Origin of the sequence: Actinophytocola sp. (assembly GCF_035942955.1) — a bacterium.
Classification (GTDB): Bacteria; Actinomycetota; Actinomycetes; order Mycobacteriales; family Pseudonocardiaceae; genus DASYTH01.
The window spans coordinates 1-19,030 of sequence record NZ_DASZCQ010000253.1; the positions used below are offsets into that span (position 1 = coordinate 1).

At 70.9% G+C, this 19,030-nt stretch carries 13 protein-coding genes and 1 pseudogene; 3 read left to right on the top strand and 11 right to left on the bottom strand.

Features of this window, described 5'->3' with window-relative positions; all coding sequences use genetic code 11:
* The 9 genes and pseudogenes from VGX25_RS25835 to VGX25_RS25875 all read right to left on the bottom strand — a co-directional run.
* Nucleotides 1–209 (bottom strand): annotated as a pseudogene (locus VGX25_RS25835) (bifunctional rhamnulose-1-phosphate aldolase/short-chain dehydrogenase); the annotation flags it as partial.
* Between the two features lie 5 nt (nt 210–214).
* Entirely contained in the window at nt 215–1,396 is a 1,182-nt protein-coding gene (gene rhaI / locus VGX25_RS25840) for an L-rhamnose isomerase (protein WP_326920500.1), read from the bottom strand.
* The gene (rhaS, locus tag VGX25_RS25845) at nt 1,396–2,460 is read right to left on the bottom strand and encodes a rhamnose ABC transporter substrate-binding protein (protein WP_326920501.1); all 1,065 of its coding nucleotides are present in this window, start codon (nt 2,458–2,460) and stop codon (nt 1,396–1,398) included. The genes rhaI and rhaS overlap by 1 nt, the downstream gene beginning before the upstream one ends.
* On the bottom strand, nt 2,457–3,461 hold the full coding sequence (locus VGX25_RS25850; protein WP_326920502.1) for an ABC transporter permease: 1,005 nt from the start codon (nt 3,459–3,461) through the stop codon (nt 2,457–2,459). Before VGX25_RS25850 ends, rhaS begins: the two co-directional genes overlap by 4 nt.
* Nucleotides 3,454–4,482 carry an ABC transporter permease gene (locus VGX25_RS25855; protein WP_326920503.1) on the bottom strand — a complete coding sequence of 343 codons (1,029 nt, stop codon included), beginning with the start codon at nt 4,480–4,482 and terminating at the stop codon, nt 3,454–3,456. Before VGX25_RS25855 ends, VGX25_RS25850 begins: the two co-directional genes overlap by 8 nt.
* Nucleotides 4,479–6,014, bottom strand: a complete 1,536-nt coding sequence (locus VGX25_RS25860; RefSeq protein ID WP_414635967.1) for a sugar ABC transporter ATP-binding protein — start codon at nt 6,012–6,014, stop codon at nt 4,479–4,481. Before VGX25_RS25860 ends, VGX25_RS25855 begins: the two co-directional genes overlap by 4 nt.
* A gap of 430 nt (nt 6,015–6,444) precedes the next feature.
* Nucleotides 6,445–8,058, bottom strand: coding sequence for a glycoside hydrolase 43 family protein (locus VGX25_RS25865; RefSeq protein WP_326920505.1), 1,614 nt, complete (start codon nt 8,056–8,058; stop codon nt 6,445–6,447).
* Between the two features lie 92 nt (nt 8,059–8,150).
* Nucleotides 8,151–9,680, bottom strand: a complete 1,530-nt coding sequence (locus tag VGX25_RS25870; RefSeq protein WP_326920506.1) for a non-reducing end alpha-L-arabinofuranosidase family hydrolase — start codon at nt 9,678–9,680, stop codon at nt 8,151–8,153.
* 621 nt (nt 9,681–10,301) lie between these two features.
* On the bottom strand, nt 10,302–11,063 hold the full coding sequence (locus VGX25_RS25875; RefSeq protein WP_326920507.1) for a hypothetical protein: 762 nt from the start codon (nt 11,061–11,063) through the stop codon (nt 10,302–10,304).
* Nucleotides 11,064–11,369: 306 nt separating this feature from the next.
* Between VGX25_RS25875 and VGX25_RS25880 the strand changes: the two genes are divergently transcribed.
* A complete protein-coding gene (locus VGX25_RS25880) occupies nt 11,370–12,569 on the top strand; it encodes a VCBS repeat-containing protein (RefSeq protein ID WP_326920508.1) in 1,200 nt (399 codons plus the stop codon).
* On the opposite strand, the gene VGX25_RS25885 is transcribed toward VGX25_RS25880, so the two are convergent.
* Complete coding sequence (locus VGX25_RS25885) at nt 12,536–13,906, bottom strand: helix-turn-helix domain-containing protein (protein WP_326920509.1); 1,371 nt, start codon at nt 13,904–13,906, stop codon at nt 12,536–12,538. The genes VGX25_RS25880 and VGX25_RS25885 overlap by 34 nt on opposite strands.
* Nucleotides 13,907–14,053: 147 nt before the next feature.
* Between VGX25_RS25885 and VGX25_RS25890 the strand changes: the two genes are divergently transcribed.
* Entirely contained in the window at nt 14,054–16,828 is a 2,775-nt protein-coding gene (locus VGX25_RS25890; protein WP_326920510.1) for an ATP-binding protein, read from the top strand.
* Nucleotides 16,829–16,902: 74 nt separating this feature from the next.
* Here the strand turns inward: VGX25_RS25890 and VGX25_RS25895 are convergent, their stop codons facing one another.
* On the bottom strand, nt 16,903–18,060 hold the full coding sequence (locus VGX25_RS25895; RefSeq protein WP_326920511.1) for a mandelate racemase/muconate lactonizing enzyme family protein: 1,158 nt from the start codon (nt 18,058–18,060) through the stop codon (nt 16,903–16,905).
* Between the two features lie 125 nt (nt 18,061–18,185).
* Here VGX25_RS25895 and VGX25_RS25900 point away from each other — a divergent pair, with 125 nt between their 5' ends.
* Complete coding sequence (locus tag VGX25_RS25900) at nt 18,186–18,878, top strand: FadR/GntR family transcriptional regulator (protein ID WP_326920512.1); 693 nt, start codon at nt 18,186–18,188, stop codon at nt 18,876–18,878.
* The last annotated feature ends 152 nt before the right edge of the window (nt 18,879–19,030 follow it).

A 19,030-nucleotide genomic window follows, 5' to 3' on the forward strand; every position in this document is an offset into this window, starting at 1 on the left:
CGGTCCAGCCGGAGCACGGCCAGCCCCGCCCCGGCGAGCGTACCGAGATCCCCACCGGAACCCTTCACCCACAACAGCTCCACGTCGCCGCCGGTCACCGGGTCGACCGCATCACCCTTGGCGGAGGTGTTGCCCCCGGCATAGTTGGTGTTGCGCTTGTCCGCGCCCAGCCTCCGCGACCGCGCGACCAGCTCGTCCACAGTGGACATGGACATCAGGCGCCCCAGCCCGCGGCCTGACCGCCGGCCCGCTCCGACCTGACCCGCTCGAAGTAGCCCGACCGGGCGTAGGCCGCCATCGGGTCCGGGTCGATGCCCATGTCCTCGCGCAGCTCTCGCAGCAGCGGCCGCACGTCGGTGTTGTAGGCGTCCATCAGCACGGCGTTGGCGCCAAGGACATCCCCGGCGTGCTGCGCGGCGCGCAGCGCGTCGTGGTCGACCAGCAACGCCTTGGCGGTGGCCTCCTGCACGTTCAGCACCGACCGGATCACCGCCGGGATCTTCGGTTCGATGTTGTGGCACTGGTCGAGCATGAACGCGATCCCGGCTTCCTCGCCGAGGGCGCCGGCCAGCACGATCTCGTGCATGATCCGGAAAAGCTGGAAGGGATCGGCGGAGCCGACCATCAGGTCGTCGTCGGCGTAGAAGCGGGAGTTGAAGTCGAACCCGCCGAGCTTGCCGGCGCGCAGCAGCACCGCGACGATGAACTCGATGTTGGTGCCCGGCGCGTGGTGCCCGGTGTCGATCACCACCCGCGCCCGCTGGCCGAGCGCCGCGCAGTGCAGGTAGGCGGTGCCCCAGTCCGGCACGTCGGTCACATAGAACGCCGGCTCGAACAGCTTGTACTCCAACAGCATCCGTTGATTTTCGCCGAGCCGGTCGTAGGTTTCGCGCAGTGCCTCGGCGAGGCGGTCCTGGCGGGTGCGCACGTCGTCCTGGCCGGGATAGTTGGTGCCGTCGGAGAACCAGAGCTTGAGGTCGCGAGAGCCGGTCCGATCCATGATGTCGACGCACTCCAGCAGGTGGTCGATGGCCTTGCGGCGCACTCCCGGGTCCGGGTTGGTGACGCTGCCGAGCTTGTAGTCGTTGTCCTGGAAGACGTTGGCGTTGATGGCGCCCAGCCCGATCCCGGCATCGGCGGCGCTGCGGGCCAGATCGGCGTAGTCGTCGACCCGGTCCCAGGGAATGTGCAGGGCGACGGTCGGCGCGACGCCGGTGAAGCGGTGCACGGTGGCCGCGTCGGCGATCTTCTCGTAGGGATTGCGCGGCACGCCTTCCTGCGGAAACACCTTGAACCGGGTGCCGGAGTTGCCGTAGGCCCATGAGGCCGTCTCGACGTGCTGCCGGCGCAGGGCCGACAGCACGCGGGACCGGGTCTGTGGTGCGAGGTCAGTCATCAGAAGTTCAACTGGTCGATGTTGGCGGCGGTGAAGGTGAACGGCTCGCCGAGCACGACCGTGCCGTCCTTGCCGACGGTGTACTCGCCGAGCTTGCCGGCGGTGAACTTGTCGCCCTCCTTGCCGGAGATGAGCCCGGAAGCCAGGGCGCCGCCGGCGTAGGCGGCCAGGTAGCCCAGGTCGGCCGGGTTCCACAGGGCGAACGACTTGACGGTGCCGTCCTTGACGTAGGCGCGCATCTGGTTCGGCGTGCCGAGACCCGTCAGCGCCACCTTGCCCTTGTAGCTGGAGCCGGACAGGTAGCGCCCGGCCGCGGCGATGCCGACCGTGGTGGGCGCGATGATGCCCTTGAGGTTGGGGTGCTTGGCCAGCAGCCCCTGGGTCTCGGTGAACGACTTCTGGTCCTGGTCGTCGCCGTAGACGGTGTCGACGAGCTTGAGCTTGGTGTACTCGGGCTTGGCCAGCTCCTGCTTCATCATCTCGATCCAGGTGTTCTGGTTGGTGGCGTTGGCCGTCGCCGACAGGATCGCGATCTCGCCGCCGTCCGGCCCGACCGCCTCCGAGATCAGCTTGAGCTGGATCTGCGCGATGCCCTCGGTGCTGGCCTGGTTGACGAACAGGTCGCGGCAGGACGGGTTGGTGTCGGAGTCGAACGTGACCACCTTCGCCCCGGCCTGCCTTGCCTCGTTGAGCGCGCCGCAGATGGCGTCCTTGTCGTTGGCGGACACGACGATGACGTCGGTTTGCTGCTGGGACAGCGTGTTGATGTAGCTGACCTGCGCCGACGGGCTGGCCTCGGACGGGCCGGTCTCGCTGTAGCTGCCCTTGAACTCCTCGACCGCGGCCTTGCCGCCGTTGTCGGAGACGGTGAAGTACGGGTTGTTGACCTGCTTGGGCAGGAAGGCGATCTTCAGGCCCTCCTTGATGCTGCCGCCGGACGCGCCGGAGCTGGCGGGGGCGCCGCCGTTGCCGCCGCCGGTCGAGTCGTCCGCGCACGCGGCCGTGGCGAACGCGATCGCCGCCAGCGCCGCCAGAAAGCGGACCGGTTTCGTGCCTGCTTTCATGAGGTTCCTTTCACTGGGAGCCGGCGCCGGCGCAGCCGTTCGCGCAGCATGCCGACGACGTTCGGTCCGACGACCGAGGCGATCAGCAGGGAGCCGGTGATGACCGTCAACGTGTTCGCCGGCACGTAGGCCAGCTGCAGCCCGTTGCGCAGCACCCCGAGCAGGGCGACGGCGGCCAGGACGCCGAGCAGCGCGCCGCGGCCACCGAAGATCGAGACACCACCGAGCAGCACCGCGGCGATGACGGCCAGTTCCAGGCCGAGGCCGTTGTCGGCGCGGGCGCTGGCGAACCGCAGCGTCCAGAACACGCCGGCCGCCGCCGACATCGCGCCGGTGGCGACGAACAGCCAGAACTTGGTGAGCCGGACGTTGATCCCGGCGAAGCGGGCCGCCTCGGCGTTGTTGCCCATGGCGTACAGGCCGCGGCCGATCGGCGTGGCGTGCAGCACGACGCCGAACCCGACGGCCAGCGCGGCGACGACCAGCAGCATCCACGGGATGGTCGTGCCGGGGATCGCGGTGATCGCCCCGGTGGTCCAGGCCGGCGGATAGTTCGCGACGGCGCGGTCGCCGAGGACCACCGACGCCAGCCCCCGGTACAGCGCCAGCGTGCCGATCGTGACCGCCAGCGATGGCAGCCCGAAGCCGGTGACGAACAGGCCGTTGGCGGCCCCGAGGACGGCCCCCAGCAGCAGGCTGACCATGATCAGCACCGGCAGGGAGGTCACACCGGACACCCACAGCTGCCCGAACACCGTGCAGGTCAGCCCGAGCACGCTCGCCACGGACAGGTCGATCTCGCCGGTGACGACGACCAGCGTCATCGGCAGCGCGATCAACGCGATCGGGATCGCCTCCAGCGCCACGAACCGCCAGAACCGCGGGCTGGCCACCCCGTCGATGGCCAGCGCTCCGACGACGGCGACGGCCACCACCGCGAGCACCATGATCGCGTCCCACGAACCGAGGGCGCGACGGGTCCGGACAAGCTGCTCAGCCACGGGCCTTCCCTTCTCGCAGGCGACGAGCGACGCGGGCGGACAGCACGCGGTCCAGGCCGATGGCGGCGAGAATCAGCGCGCCGGTGGTGGCGTCCTGCCAGAACGGGCTGATGCCCAGCACCGGCAGGGCGGCCCTGATCGTGGTCAGCAGGACGGCGCCGAGCGCGGCGCCGTAGACCGAGCCGCTGCCGCCGAAGATCGCCACACCGCCCACCACGACGGCGGCGACGACGTTGAGCTCCATGTTGAGGCCGGCGTTGGCGTCGAGGGTGCCGAACCTGGCCGCGTGCAAGACGCCGGCCAGGCCCGCCAGCGCGCCGCTGGCGACGAACGCGGCGAATACCCTGCGGCCGGTCGGGATGCCCGACAGCCGGGCGGCGGCGGGCTCGGAGCCGATCGCGTACAGCTCCCGCCCGCCGCGGTAGTTGCGCAGGTAATAGCCCACGGCGACGACCACCACGACGGCGAACAGGGCCAGCACCGGCACGCCGACCACGGTGCCGGTGCCCATCCGCAGGAACCCGGCGGGCAGGTCGGCGGCGTTGATCTGCCGGCTCCCGGCCCACAGGTAGTCCAGGCCGCGGAACACGTACAGGGTGCCGAGGGTGATCACCAGGGCGGGCACTTGAGCACCGCGGATCAGCCCGCCGTTGACCGCGCCGAGCCCCGCGCCCAGCGCGACACCGAGCAGCAGCACCAGCGGGATGGGCAGGCCGGGGGACGCGACGAGCACCGATCCGGTGGCGAAGGCCGACAACCCGAGAATGGACCCGACGGACAGGTCGACGTTGCGGGTAATGACGACGACGGCCTGCCCGACCGCAAGGGTCGCCAGGATGGTGGCGCCCAGCAGCAGGTCCTTGACGTTCTGGGCGGACAGGAACCGGGGGTTGACCGCGACGGTGACCGCGACGAGCAGCACGAGGGCCAGCGCGTTCCCCAACTCCCGCACCACGAACGCACGCCGCGCCAGCCGGGCGCCGCTGGTGGGCGCCTCCGCGGGCGGGGCCTCGACGATCATGCCCCGACCGCCTGCCTGGTCGCGGCGAGCATGACGGTTTCCTCGTCGGCGTCCGCCCGCGGGAGGTCGGCGACCAGCCGGCCCTCGCGCATCACCAGGACGCGGTCGGCCATGCCGAGAACCTCCGGCAGCTCGCTGGACACCATGAGGACCGCCACGCCGTCGGCGGCCAGCCGCGCAAGCAACCGGTGCACGTCGGCCTTGGTGCCGACGTCGATGCCGCGGGTGGGTTCGTCGACGATCAGCACCCGCGGGGTGGTGGCCAGCCACTTGGCCAGCACGACCTTCTGCTGGTTGCCGCCGGACAGCGTGGAAACGGGGTCGATGAGCCGCCCGGCCTTGACCCGCAGCCGCCGCACCCAGTCGGCGGCCGCCCGGCGCTCGGTGCCGCCGAACAGCAGCCCGGCCCTGGTCAGCGCCCAGCGCCGGGGCAGGGTGGCGTTGCGTTCCACCGACAGCTCCATCACCAGGCCCTGCTGGCGGCGGTCCTCGGGCACCAGCGCCAGACCCGCCCGGATGGCCGCCGCGGTGTCGCCGGGCGGCAGCCGGGCGCCGTCCACCACGACCTCGCCCGCGTCGTACCGGTCGACCCCGAAGATCGCCCGGCTCACCTCGCTGCGCCCGGCGCCCACCAGCCCGGCGAGTGCGACGATCTCTCCACTGTGGACGGTGAAGCTGACGTCGGCGAAGCTGCCGTGCCGGGTCAGGCCCCGCACCCGCAGCCGGGGCGGGCCGGCGACCGGGTCCCGCTCGGGGAACATCGCCGAGACCTCGCGGCCGACCATCCGGCGCACGACGTCATCGACGCTCACCGCGTCCGCCGGATCGGTGCACACCCACCGTCCGTCCCGCAGGACCGTAACGCGCTCACACAGTGTGAATACTTCGTCGAGCCGGTGCGAGATGAACAGCACCGCGGTGCCGGCGTCGCGCAGCGACCGGGCGACCGAGAACAGCCGCTCCACCTCCACTCCGGACAGGGCGGCGGTCGGCTCGTCCATCACCAGCACCCGCGCGTCCAGGGAGATCGCCTTGACGATCTCCACCAGTTGCTGGTCGGCGATGGACAACCCGCGGGCCGGCCGGTCCGGGTCGAGCCGGACGCCGAGCCGCGCGAACAGCTCCGCAGCGCCGGCGCGCATCCGAGCGGTGTCGACGCGGCGCAGGCTGCGCCGCGGCTGGCGGCCCATGAAGATGTTCTCCGCGACGGTCAGGTCCGGAAACAGCGTCGGCTCCTGGTAGATCACGGCGATCCCGGCGGCCCGCGCGTCGGCGGGTCCGGACAGCGGCAGCGGGGCGCCGTCGAGGGTGATGGTCCCGGCATCCGGGACGTGCACTCCGGCGAGGATCTTGACGAGGGTGGACTTCCCCGCCCCGTTCTCCCCGACCAGCGCGTGCGCCTCGCCGCCGAACAGCTCCAGCCGCACGTCACGCAGCGCCGCGACGGCGCCGAAGGACTTGCTGATGCCGTCGAGGGCGAGCAGCGGTGCCACCACCTGGGACTCCACTCCGTCATTTGTGAAACGTTTCATCAGAGTGCCAGAGTGACATTAGAAGTCACAAAGGGCCATACGTCAAGAGTTCACGCCAGTTGTCGGATCTGTTACCACAGATCCTCCTAGGTCTCATCAACGGAAAAGGCCGGTAGGTTGATACGTTTTAACACCCTTCCGCGGGTACGGCGGCCGCGGAACGGTCGCTGAGCCAGGATGGCGTCGATCGCGACCATCAGGGAGGTCGTCCGGCTCGCCGGCGGACCATCGTCACCGCCCGCCCAGGCGAAGTGATCGCCACCCACATTCCCTGCCGGCCCGCGCATTCCAACACCGGGCCGACGGAACCTGGCGCACCGAACCCGGCCCTTCACACTCCACATCGGACGCTCAAGCCGCGACCTCCCCCTCACCGTCCTCGTGACACCCCCGGCTGGTTCCAGGGACTGAGCCCGCCACCGGCATCCGGTCAGGGTGTGGTCAGGTCGAACCGGGGCACGGTGACCGTGCCGCCGAGGGTTCGGGTGGCGTAGTTGAACAGGGCGTAACGGTAGCCCATGAAGAACTGCCATTCGTTGTTCAGGGTGAACCCGGGGCCGAGTGGGGTGAAGGTGGTTCCGTTGGTGCTGTATGAGAAGCGGCCTTGCCGGCCGGCACCGGGGCGGATGTCGGCGTTGACGCGCAACCAGATCCGTCCACCCGAGACGTTCGCGCCGGCCACCTCGGTGCCGGTGGTTCTGGTGTTCCAGTTGCCGTCCATGGTGATGTTGTTGACCATCACCACCCGGTCGGTGCCGCCGTCGCGTTTGATCCCGATCCAGGCCGATGACTGGCGCAGCAACGCCAGCCCGGCCCGGTCCCCGTCACGCATCCCCGCGTAGTCGAGGGTGATGGTCGCGGTGGATGTGGGTCCGAGGATCCGGTGGGTGAGCGTGTTGCGGGCCGAGTACAGGTCGGTGGTCACGGTCGCGGTCTGCAGCCGCAGTCCATTGTTGACCGACCAGCGGCCGTTGTCCGGATTGTGGTTCCATTCCCACTCCGGGCCGAGCGTCGTCCCGGCGAAGGTGTCCGCCCCGGTCGGTGGTTTGACCGCCCGCGGCGGGGGCGGCAGGTTCGGCGGCGGATATGAGGTGCCCCAGGCGCCGTTGACCAGCTGCAGCACCGGCCACCCGTCCGAGGTCCAGGTGATCGGGGCCAGCACGGGCACCCGGCCGCCGGGGAAGGCGTCGACGAAGGCCATGTAGTACCAGTCGCCGTTCTGGGTCTGCACCAGACCACCCTGATGCGGGACTCCCCCGCCCGGGATCGGGCCGCGCAGGTCCAGCAGGAGCTGCCGGATCTGGTACGGCCCGAACGGACCCGTCGTCGACTTGAGAATGTACTGGCCGTTGGCCGGACGGGTCAGGAAGATGTAGTAGGCGCCGTTGCGCTTGTAGAACCGGGCGCCCTCCAGGGTTCCGATGCTCGACGGGGTTTGGAACACCTGCTGCGCGCGGACCTGGCTGAGCCCGTCCGCGGACAGCTGAGCCACGCTGATGGTCGTGTTGCCGTAGGCCACGTACATCGTGTCGTTGTCATCGACGAGCAGCCCGGCGTCGTAGTAGCAGGTGGGGATCGTCGAGCGTCTCTGCCACGGCCCCTCCACGGCCGTCGCGGTGTAGATGTGGGTCTGGCTGAAGTCGACGCAGCCGCCCCAGTAGAAGGTGTTGTTGCTGCGGCGGAAGTTCAGGAACGACGCCCACACGCCTCGGACATATCCGCGCCCGCCGTTGAGGTCGTACTTCGACCCGAAGTCCAGCCGCGGGACGGAATGGCCGGCGAACTCCCAGTTCACCAGGTCGAACGAGCGCAGGATGGGCGCCCCTGGCGAGTAGTGCATCGTCGAGGCCGAGTAGTAGAAGGTGTCACCCACCCGGAAGATGTCGATATCGGCCAGGTCCTCCCACAGCACCGGGTTGGTGATCGTGGCCGACGGAGTCACGGCACCGGGCGCGGTGGGCTCGGCCTGAGCGGCCACGATGCCGGTCGCCGCCAGGGCGGCGGCGACAAGGGCGGGGGCCCACCGTGGAATGTGCCTGCGCATGGTGTTCCCTCCCGCGGGGGCGAGGTGGTGTGCGGCTCGCGCATGGTTGGGGCGGCTGGACCCACGTCGGGCCAGCCGCCCGCGTTCGCCGGTCAGCAGGTCGAGTTGGTCTGGGTGAGCAGGCCCATGCGCCACGGCAGGCGGATGTATTCGCCGCTGGCGTTGGGATCCATGCCCTGGTAGACGTACTGCAGCCGGCAGGGGTTGATGGTCTGGGTCTGGTCGTTGTTGGCGCGGATCAGGTCGCCGTGGCTGATGTCGCGGGTCCACTGCCCGTTGGGGAAGGTGACATTGTTGGAGCGCGCGAACGGGTTGGACTCGGTGTTGGCCAGGGGGGCCCAGCTTCCGGTGAGGCTGGTGGAGGTGTAGGACCGGAACCAGCGCCGCCCGTCCGAGCCGATCGCCTCCTGGAGCAGCAGGTACTGGTTGTTGCCCGCGACCTTGTACACGTTGGTCGCCTCGAACAACGCGAACCGGGAGTCCGACAGCACGATCTGGGTGTTGCCGAACCCGTTGGGGAAGCTGCCCTGGCTGGTCTGGGCCCGGTAGATGTGGCCGTTGTCGTCGGAGAAGAACAGGAAGCAGTTCGCGCCGTCGCAGATCACCCAGAAGTCGATCCACTGCCCCGGTCCCTTGTTCTGGGTCACGATCGGTGGCTCCTGCGCGATGAACGTGCGCGGCGCCGACCAGGACCGCGGATCGGCCGGGTTGGTGCTGGTCGAATAAGTGGGCGGGCCGGTCTGATACACCAGGTACCACAGGTTTTGTGGCGCGAAGAAGAACAGCTGCGGCGCCGCCCGGTAGCCGGGTCCGATCGCCGATGCCGTGTCCAGATAGGTATGCGTCGCGGACGCGGCCTGCGGCCAGTCGGCGAAGCTGTAGAACACCAGACCCCACCCGGACGGGCTGGCCGTCGTGGCGTAGATCAACCACTGGTTGTTGTGCCGCGTCACCGAGAAGTCCTTGACCGCCAACGCGTTGGGATGTTGGGCGTCCGGCTTCGGCCCGGCAAGCACGCCGCTGGACGACCACCGGAACGTCGACGGCAGCGCACCACCGGGAGCGTCGCCGAGCGGGACGAGCCGCCACTGCTGGTTGGCCCCGCCCCCGTCGGCGAACTGGACCACCCGGGCCCCGTCGGCGGTCGACGCACCCTGCACCTCCACCGCCTTGCCGCTGTTGCGGTTGATCAACCGGACGAACCCGTCCGGCGAGTCGGCCAGGCGGAACTGCTGGTTCGTTCCGTTGCCGTCCGCCCACTGCACGATGTTGGCGCCGTCGGCGGTGGAGAAGTTGAACACGTCCAGCACCTTGCCCGAGTGCCGCGCCCGCAGCCGGTAGAAGCCGCCGCCGGAGTCCACGAACTGCCACTGCTGGTTGGCCCCGTCGTGGCGGGTCCACTGCTGGATCTGCGCGCCATCGCTCGTGGACACAGCGGACACGTCCATCGCCTTGCCGCTGTTCCGGTTGACCAGCACGTACCACGCGTTCGGATCGACCGTCGCCGCCTGCGCCACCCCGGCCGCCCCCACCACGACCAGGAGGCCGGCCAGCAGCGCCACCACCGCGGCCAGCACCACCGACCGCCCACGACGCCACGGCACCCGCACTGTCGCACTCATGGAATCCTCCCGTGCCCCGACGACTCTGGGAGCGCTCCCAGCAATGTTCGAGATTTCGGACAACGTTTGGTACATCGGATGAGCATCACGTTAACGATGCGACTCGCCACGGTCAACCGTGCCGAAGCACCGTGCGCAGAGCGCACCACCGAAAAGGTTTTCGCCCGGTCGGCCTCGTCCTGGCGGATCCGCTACGCAATGCCTCCGGGCCCACCCCACTGCTCGGCCTGCCGCCCGGATCACCGGCGGTGCCGCAAACGGAATGCCCTCACACGCCCGGCAGTCCTCGTGCGGCACGCCCGGACCAGGCCACGAGCGGTACGCGCCACCGGGGTCGTGACCGGTCGCACAGGTGTGCTTTTCGGATGTCGATAGTCGTCGGCTCGGCGGAATGCCGACAACCAAGTCCGCAGGCGCAGATCGCCCGGCTCGCGACGGCGCAAGGAAGCCATCTTCGTCACGACGAAATAGGTGATCGAGCGAAGATCAGCCTTTGAATGGTTCGTTTGAGCCAATTCCATGCCGGTTTTTGAGGCGGGTGGCGTGTATGTCATGCTCGGTTCGATGAGCAATTGTCCGCCATGGCCGCAATGTGCGTGTCGGCTTGGTTGCCAATGCCGTTCAGGCCACCTGGACGTGCGCGCTGACCGGCGCGTCCCGGGAGCCGAGGAGGGTGTACGGGTCGGTGCCCTCGGGCGGCCAGATTTGCAGCAGCGGCACCGCGCCACCGCCGTCGGCGCTCGCGTAGCCCTCGAACGCGGGCCAGTGGTCGGCGACGCCGTTGACCGAGACGGTACCGGTGACCGGGTCGATGGTGATGAGGAAGTTCACTCCGACCGTCGGCGCCAGCGCGACCAGTGGGTCGGCCGCGGCGACGTCCAGAGTCAGGATCGCGACGTTCTCGTTGGCGGTGTCGTGCACTCCCGCCTCCGGATCCGCGTAGGTATTGCCGACGTGAAAGTTGGCGAAGCCGCCCGACGGCGTGGCGGTCCCGGAATCCGTCACCTGCCCGGAAGCGCAGTCCACCATCCGGGTCAGGCCACAGTGCACATCGGTACTGCTCACTCTCGCGTTGGCGGTCCCAAGGCCCTCGATGGTCACCGCGGCGTGCAGCCGCGAGGAGGCACCGATCGAGGCGTCGAAGGAGCGGTCGTCGCCGAGGAAACAAAGCCCAGCGCCGGAGACCTGGTGGTCCGGGATGAAGACGTTGAACCACATGGTGATGGAGCTGATCTTGACGACGGTGCCCATACCCACCGGTGCGTCCACCGCCGGGTCGGCGGACGCATCGGCACCGCCGTCCGAAATCAGTTGCCACTGGCTGCCGTCCCACCAGTAGTAGCCGTCCGCGGACCGCGGTGCGTCGACAGGAATCGTGCTCACGGCTAGGAGGCTAGCCCGGCGGCGTACCAGAAACCCGCCCCTTGAGGCGAACCTTCCGCCGGCACCGGGTCCGATCGGGCAGCCGGCCAGGCCCGAAGTTCCGACCAGTTCAGGCGTCTCGTGGAGCCGATCCCGTGTTGGCCGTTGGGGATCTTCACGAGCGGACACGAGCGTGAACATCCCAAGTCCCGGTCCTGACGTCCGGACAGGTTCGGGAACTTCCCGGAAGCGATCACCTCGGCTCGGTGGCGTGCTGGACTCGGCACGTCATCGTCAACCGCGGGACGTTCGGGGAGTGATGCGTTCGTGCACAGACCACTGTGGACCAGGAGCAGGCTGGTCACCGCCGCGGCGACGGCCGCGGTGCTGGTGGCGGCCATGACCGGCGTGGCGCCGGCATCGGCCGCCGCGACCGGTCATCCTATCGGGATCATGGGCGCCGGAACCAACGACTTCACCGGTGACGGGCGGGCCGACCTGACCGCGTTGTACGACTACGGCGGCGGCGAGGCCGGGCTGTTCGTGCTGCCCGGCACGCCGACCATCGCGAACAACGCCACCACCATGGACCCGGTCTGGTGGGAGGGACCGGGCAGCTACTGGCCCAGCGTCATGAAGATCGCGGCCGGGGACTACAACGGTGACGGGTTCTCCGATGTGCTGGCGCTGTACGACTACGGCGGCGGTGAGGTCGGACTGTACATCTATCCGGGCACCGCCACCCGCAACGACATCACCGCGGCCATCCCGTACCGGATCTCGCACGTTACGTCGTGGGGCCTGGTGCCGAGCACCGCGAAGGTCACCGCGGGGGACTACACCGGTGACGGCCTGGCGGACCTGCTGGTGCTGAACGACTACGGCGGCGGCTCGGCCGGGCTGCTGGTGTTCTCCGGCACCACCTCCCGGGTTCAGGACTCGGTCTTCCCGCACGAGGTGTGGCGCACGCCGCCGCGCAACTTCGACGTCAGCCGGGCGAACGTCGCCGCCGCCGACTTCACCGCCGACGGGAAGGACGACCTGCTGGTCCTGTACGACTACGGCAACAGGGAGTTCGCCCTGTGGGTAATCCCCGGGACGGATGCCCCGGTCTCGGGCACGGTCCAACCGTACTGGTGCTGGCACACCGTGGGCACGCACGACAGCTTCAGCCGGGCCCAGCTGGACACCGGGGACTTCAACCGGGACGGGCGGAAGGACCTGGTGGTGCGGACCGATTCCGTCGCGTGGGTGGTGCCGCACACAACCGGGGCGGGCGACAACGCGACCTGGCCCGAGATTTACTACCCGGGCGGCTTCCCGCTCAACCGGGCCAAGAGCATCGTGGGTGACTACAACGGCGACGGCGCGGCGGACCTGATCTACCTCGTGGACAACGGAAACGGGGATGCCGAGGTGTGGGTGCTGGCCGGCGGGGTGCCCAACTCCGCGAACCGCGTGCCGGTGGAGGTCTGGTCGACGCCCGGTCCGGGCTATTTCTGGCCCAGTGTCGTGAAGGTGGCCTGACCGCCGCTTCTGGGCTCCGGTACGCCGGCGGCGAGCTCGCCGGCGTACGCCTTGAGCAGGCGGTGCATCCGGAACCGGTGCGCGGCCGCCGGTTCGACGAGATGCGCGCGCAGCAACGTGTCGATCGACCGCCGAACCTGCCCGGGGTCAGCTCCGGCCACCGCGGCGACCGTGGCCGCCGTGAAGTCGGCCCCCTGGTGGGCGCCCAGGAGGCGAAAGATCCTGGCCGCCTCGCGGTCGCCGTGCACAAGGTGGCGGTAAGACCACGAGAACACGGCGCGCAGGTCGGTCCGCGGGTCGGCACCGGCGGCCAGCCGGTCCAGCAGCCGCCCCTCGCCGGCGAGGTCGGCGAGGGACACCGCCGGCCGGGCGGCGGCCAGCTCGGCGGCAACCCGGATGGCCAGCGGCAGGCAGCCGCACTGCTGGGCCAGGACCGTGGCGGCGCGCCGGTCGGCCGCCACCCGGCCGGCGCCGAGCACGGTGTCCAACAGGGCAAGCGCGTCGGGCAGCGGGAGGACACCGAGCCGCAGGCGGTACGCGCCGTCCCGGGCGAGGAGGCCGGCCAGGTCGTCGCGGCTGGTGACCAGGACAAGGCAGGAGCCGGTCCCCGGCAGCAGCGGCCGTACCTGCTCGGCGTCCGCGGCGTTGTCCAGCAGGACGAGGACCCGCCGGCCGGCCAGCCGGGCCCGGTAGCGGGCCGCCAGCACGGCGAGGTCGGCGGGAACCGGCTCACCCGGGGCGAGGCTGCCCAGCAGCACGGCCATGGCGTCGGCGACCGGCAGCCGCGGCTCGGGATCGTAGCCGCGCAGATCGACGTGCAGGCACCCGTCGGGAAAGCGGTCCCGGGCACGGTGCGCCCACCGCAGGGCCAGCGCGGTCTTGCCGACTCCGGGGGCACCGCAGATCGCCGAGACCACAGGTCCCGCTCCGAAGCCATTGTCCGCCAAGCGATCGAGCTCGGCGAGCTCGGCGTCGCGACCGGTAAACCCCCGGGCGACGGGCGGGAGGCAGAACGGGGCGGCGGCCGGCTCGACATCCGGTGGATCACTGTGCGCGCCGGCGTGCACCCGGTACCAGGCCTCGTTCCACTCCCGCTGCTCGGCCGGGTCCGCGCCCAACGCGACGATGATGCGGTCGAGCACCTCCGAGGGGACCAGGGTCTGCCCACTCAGGTAGCTGTGCAGGGTGGAGCGCGGCAGCCGCACGAGACCGGCGAGATGCTCAAGGCTGACCCTGGCCTTCGGGGTGCCCGCCGCCGCCCTTGCGCGCAGCAGGTCCAGCTCCCGGGCCAGCTCGGCACGGGTGCGGATCCGACGCGGATCGGGACCGGTGCTCACCGGAACAGGGTGGCCGGATTCGCGCCGCCGGAGCATCGGGCGATACCCCGACACCCCACCCCGACACCGGTTCGAATTCCGCGGTAACGCGGGGCAAGATCACAGCGACCACACGGGTGGATACTCCCCGTAGTAGTGGAGGCTGCGGTGGGCGGGGCCGGGGGACGGGGTCGGGACCATGTCGGTCGGTGCCCGCAGCTCGATCGCATCGACGACGCGCTCGCGGCGGTGGTGGCGGGTTCCTTCCGAGCGGTCGCGGTCCGGGGCGAGCCGGGCATCGGCAAGACGATGCTGCTCGCCGAGCTCGCCGACCGGGCGGAAGGCCGCGCGCTGGTGGTGCACGCCGGGCGGGCCACCGAGTTCGAGCAGAACGTCCCCTTCGGCGTGTTCATCGACGCCTTCGACCGGCTGCGCGCAACGAATCCCGGGGATGCCGAGCCGCTGGCCGCGCTCACCGCGGCGGCCGCCGGGGACCGGCCCCCGCAGCTCGACCGGTACCGGCTGTTCCGCGGTGTGCGGGCGGTGCTGGAGCGGCAAGCGGCCGAGCGCGGGGCCGTGTTGATCCTCGACGATCTGCACTGGGCCGACCCGGCGTCCCTCCAGCTCACCGAGTACCTGCTGCGGCGGCCGCCGCGCGCGCCGCTGCTGATCGCGCTCGCCCACCGCAGCGCCCAGCCACCGCCCGGTCTGGCCGATGCGTTGGCACGCCTGGATTCCGCCGCGGTCCGGCTCACGGTCGAACCGCTCACCATGGCCGAGATCGCCGAGCTGCTCCCGGATCAGCCGGCCAGGCGGCACCGGCTGCTGCACCGGGCCACCGGTGGCAACCCGCTGTACCTCAACACCCTCGCCGACGCCGACGAGCAGACGCTGACCGCGCTCGTCGGCCAGCCCGTGGCGGCGCCCGAACGGGTCCTGCTCGACGTGCTCAGCACGGAGCTGCGGGCGTTGGATCCGGTGCTGCGGCACGTCGCGCACGCCGCGGCGGTCGTGGGTGACGCGGCCGAACCGGAGCTCGTCGGGTGGGTGGCCGGCGGCCCGCCCGGCTCCGCCGCCGAGGCCCTCGACGGGCTCAGCCGGTGCGGCATGCTGGTGGCCGACGGCCCCCGGTTCCGCTTCCGCCACCCGCTCGTCCGCGCGGCGGCCTACTGGGACACGCCACCCGCCTGGCGCACCCGCGCGCACGCCCGCGCCGCCCGGTACCTGCGGGACCGGCACGGCTCCCTGCTGATGCTGGCCCATCACACCGAGCGGTCCGCCCAGCCCGGGGACGCGGCCGCGGTGGACACGCTCGCGCGGGCCGCCGTGGCGTCCCGGCACGCCGCCCCCGCCATCGCCGCCCGGCTGGTGGAGCGGGCCCTCGAGCTGCTGCCCGACCGCGACGAGTTCGCCCACCGCCGTGACGAGCTGCGGATGCTGCTGGCCAGGACGCTGGGGCTCAGCGGTGAGCTCGCGCGGAGCCGGGCGCTGCTGCACGAGGTGATCCAGGCGGACGGCCCGGGTCGCACGGAGGCGGTGACGTTCTCCGCCGTCGTGCACCGGTTGCTCGGCACGCTCGACGAGGCGCGGGCGTTGCTCACCGGCGAGCTCGACCGGCTGCCCGGCACCGGGGCGGCCACCGCGCAGGCGCTGGTCGAGCTGGCCGGCGTGGAGATCCTGCGGCACGACCTCGGCGCGGCGCGCCGCCACGCCGCCCGCGCCGTCGAGGTCGCGGCCGGGACGGGAAACCCGGCGGTGCGGGCGGCCGCGCATGCCGTGCTGGCCCTGGGTTCCTTGCAGGCCAACGAGATCGCGGCCGCCCGCGGGCACGCCGACCGGGCCGCCTGGCTGCTGGACGCCACGCCGGACACGCTGCTGCTCACCGAGCTCGCCATCGTCGCCCCGCTGGCCTGGGTGGACCTGCACCTGCAGCACCACGACCGGGCCGCGCGCCACCTGCACCGGGCCATCGAGCTGGCGACCGGGAGCGGCCTCACGCACAGCATGCCGTACCTACTCATCGCCGACGCCTGCCTGCATGCCCGGCGTGGCCGGGCGGCCGAAGCGCTGACCGCGGCGGACGACGCGCGGGAGTACGCCCGGATCATGCACGCCGCCGAGGCGGCCGCGATGGCCGACGTCGCCCGGCTGCGGCCGATGCTGTGGTGCCACGGCCCCAAGGCGGCGCTGGCGCTGGCCGACCGGGTCTCCGGCGCCGGGCGGCCCGGCCTTGGCTGGTGGTCGGCGCTGGCGCGGGTCGGCCTGGCCGAGGTGTACCTGGCGGCCGGCCGGGCCGAGGCGTGCCTGGCCCAGGTGTCGGATGGGGACGTCGACCCGGCCACGGCCGCGTACCGGTCGGCGCTGGCCGCCGTGGCCGCCGCGGAGCTCGGCCGGGTCGCGGACGGCCATCGGCACGCGTCGGACGCGATCAACCATGCCGTGCGGGCCGGTCTCACCCACCAGCTGGGCGTCGCCCACGAGGCCCGCGCCCGCGTGCTCGCGTCGGCCGGGGACGGGACGGCGGCGACGGCCGACGCCCAGGCGGCGGTGACGCACTTCGCCGAGGCCGGTACGCCCGTCGAGGAAGGCCGGGCCCGGCACCTGCTGGCCACCCTGTACGCGCGGACCGGCCGGCACGAGCGGGCACGGGGCGAGCTCGGCCAGGCCAAGGCCATCTTCGCGGCCGGCTCCGCCACCTGGCTGTCCGCCGCCCTCGCCCGTGACGCGCTTCGCCTCGCCGCCCGGGGCCCCAGATCGGGCCGCGCCACGCTGACCAGCCGGGAACGGCAGATCGTGGACCTCGTCACGGCCGGACTGTCCAATCGGGAGATTGCCGAACGCCTGTACCTCAGCAAGAAGACCGTCGAGACCCACCTGTCCCGGGCCTACGCCAAACTGGACGTCCGCTCCCGGGTCGACCTCACCCGCCGCATCGCCCGGTGATCATCGCGAGCACGAGTCCCAGGATTCCGAGGTCCTCCGGAAGGCTGGACAGGGCGGCTGGGTGATCGGCTCCGCTACTCGAACACTCCGTAGCCCGCGACGGCGTGTGCCCGGACGCCGTTCATGTCGAGCTCCACGCCGATGCCGGGGGTGTCGGGAAGCGTGATGTAGCCGTCCTTGACGATCGACCCGCTCCCGTCGGGGGCGTGGACGTAGCTGTCCCACACGGCGCGCTCCTCGAGGGCGTGCCATTCCTGGACGAGGAAGTTGGGGATCGCTCCGCACTGGTGCGACGTGGCCATCGTGCCGAGCGGCGTCGACACCAGGTGCGGTGCGAAGGGAATGTAGTGAAGCTCCGCGAGGTTGGCGATCTTCTTGGCCTCGGCGAGGCCACCGCACTTCGGCACGTCCGGCTCGATGACGTCCACGGCGCCGCGTTCGAGCAGCTCGTGGAATCCCCACCGCAGGTAGAGGTTCTCGCCTGCGCAGATCGGCGTGCGGGTCTGTGCGCGCACCCGCACCAGCGCGTCGATGTTCTCCGCCGGCAGCGGCTCCTCGAGCCACATCAGGTGGAACGGCTCGAGCTCCCACGAGATTCGGCATGCGCTCGGCACGTCGTAGCGGGCGTGTAGGTCGATGGCCAGATCGACGTCTGGTCCGATCCCTTCCCGGACGGCTGCTACGCGCTCGACCATCGATCGCAGCTCGGCGGCGTTGATCGTGTGGTTGAAGGCGTCGAACTTGGCAGGGTGGTGCAGGTCGTCGATGTCGAACTTGATGGCGGTGAAGCCTTCGGCGACCATCCGTTGGGCTCGGTCGACGCATCCGGCGATCGAGCCCGCCGGGTCGTCGCCGTCGCCGCAGTCGGCGTAGAGGCGGATCCGGTCGCGGAACTTCCCGCCGAGCAGCCGGTGGACCGGCTGGCCCGCGGCCTTGCCCGCGAGGTCCCACAGCGCGAGCTCGATCCCGGACAGGGCGATCACGCACACCCCGCCCTGGGGGCCCGCGAAGACCTTGCTGCGGCGCAGCTTCTCCCAGCACCGCTCGACGTTGCGCGGGTCCTCGCCGATCAGGAGGGGCGTCAGGAAGTTGATCATTCCGACGACGGCGCCCGCGCCGGCATCGGGATTGGCCTCGCCGAACCCGCTGAGGCCCTCGTCGGTGTCGATCCGCACCAGCGTGGCCTGACCGTGGTAGGCCACCACAGCCGTCGTGACGTTCACGATCCGCATTGCTCTCCATGCTGCCCAAGTCGTGCAGATGAACGGACTGTCGCGACGTCCAACTTGTCCTATAAGCTGATGACATGCAAAGGAGACAAGAGTCTCCGGACGCTGTCAAGATACGGACTCTCCCGGTGCAGGTGGCGGCACACCTGACCCGGCGCATTGTCAGCGGCGACATCGAGGACGGTCGGGCCCCGTCGGAACTCGACATCTCCCAGGAGTTCGGGGTATCCCGCGTAGTGGCGCGGGAGGCGCTCAAGATCCTCGCCTCGCTCGACATCGTCGACGTCGCGCAGGGCCGCCGCGTCGTCGTGCGCCCCCGCGCGGAGTGGGACTACCTGAGCCCGTTGCTGATCGAGTGGCTGCCCACGGAGATCGTCGGCGAGCTGCTGCAGGAGCTGCACCAGCTGCGCGTGCTGCTCGAGCCCGAACTAGCCGCGATGGCCGCGGCCAGCATCACCGACGAGACGCTGGACCGGCTCTCCGACGAGATCGACCGCATGTCGGCGCTCGAGGCGGACCCCGACGCCTACCTCGAGGTCGACCACGAATTCCACATGGAGATCTGCCGGGCGGCCAACAACCGCATTCTCGACCGGATCATGTACTCCGCCCGCTGGCTTGGCACGGCCAGCCGGCGCATCACCAACGAGGCGCCGGCCGCGCTGCGCAGCGCCACCGCCGACCACACGGAGATCTACGAGGCGCTCGTGGCGCGCGACCCGGCAGGTGCCCGCGCGGCGATGCGCAGGCACCTGCGCAACAACTCCACGCTCCTCGCGGAGAAGGAGCAGCAGACCAAGCGGGCCGCCCGGCGGCGCTAGCGCACTGCACGACCGAGATCCGGAACCGATGACGAGGACGGACGAGGCATGCCAGCACCTGCGATCTCGCCGATCCGGCTGGGGCTGATTGGCACCGGACTCGCGGTCGAGAAGCCGCACCGGCCGGCGTTGCGCAGGCTCGCCTATCGGTA

Bases quoted from the DNA above. Each gene is read 5' to 3' on its own strand.
- VGX25_RS25870 (WP_326920506.1), bottom strand. From the start codon at position 9,680: ATGAGTGCGACAGTGCGGGTGCCGTGGCGTCGTGGGCGGTCGGTGGTG.
- VGX25_RS25855 (WP_326920503.1), bottom strand. From the start codon at position 4,482: ATGATCGTCGAGGCCCCGCCCGCGGAGGCGCCCACCAGCGGCGCCCGG.
- rhaS (WP_326920501.1), bottom strand. From the start codon at position 2,460: ATGAAAGCAGGCACGAAACCGGTCCGCTTTCTGGCGGCGCTGGCGGCG.
- VGX25_RS25895 (WP_326920511.1), bottom strand. From the start codon at position 18,060: ATGCGGATCGTGAACGTCACGACGGCTGTGGTGGCCTACCACGGTCAG.
- VGX25_RS25865 (WP_326920505.1), bottom strand. From the start codon at position 8,058: ATGCGCAGGCACATTCCACGGTGGGCCCCCGCCCTTGTCGCCGCCGCC.
- VGX25_RS25860 (WP_414635967.1), bottom strand. From the start codon at position 6,014: ATGAAACGTTTCACAAATGACGGAGTGGAGTCCCAGGTGGTGGCACCG.
- rhaI (WP_326920500.1), bottom strand. From the start codon at position 1,396: ATGACTGACCTCGCACCACAGACCCGGTCCCGCGTGCTGTCGGCCCTG.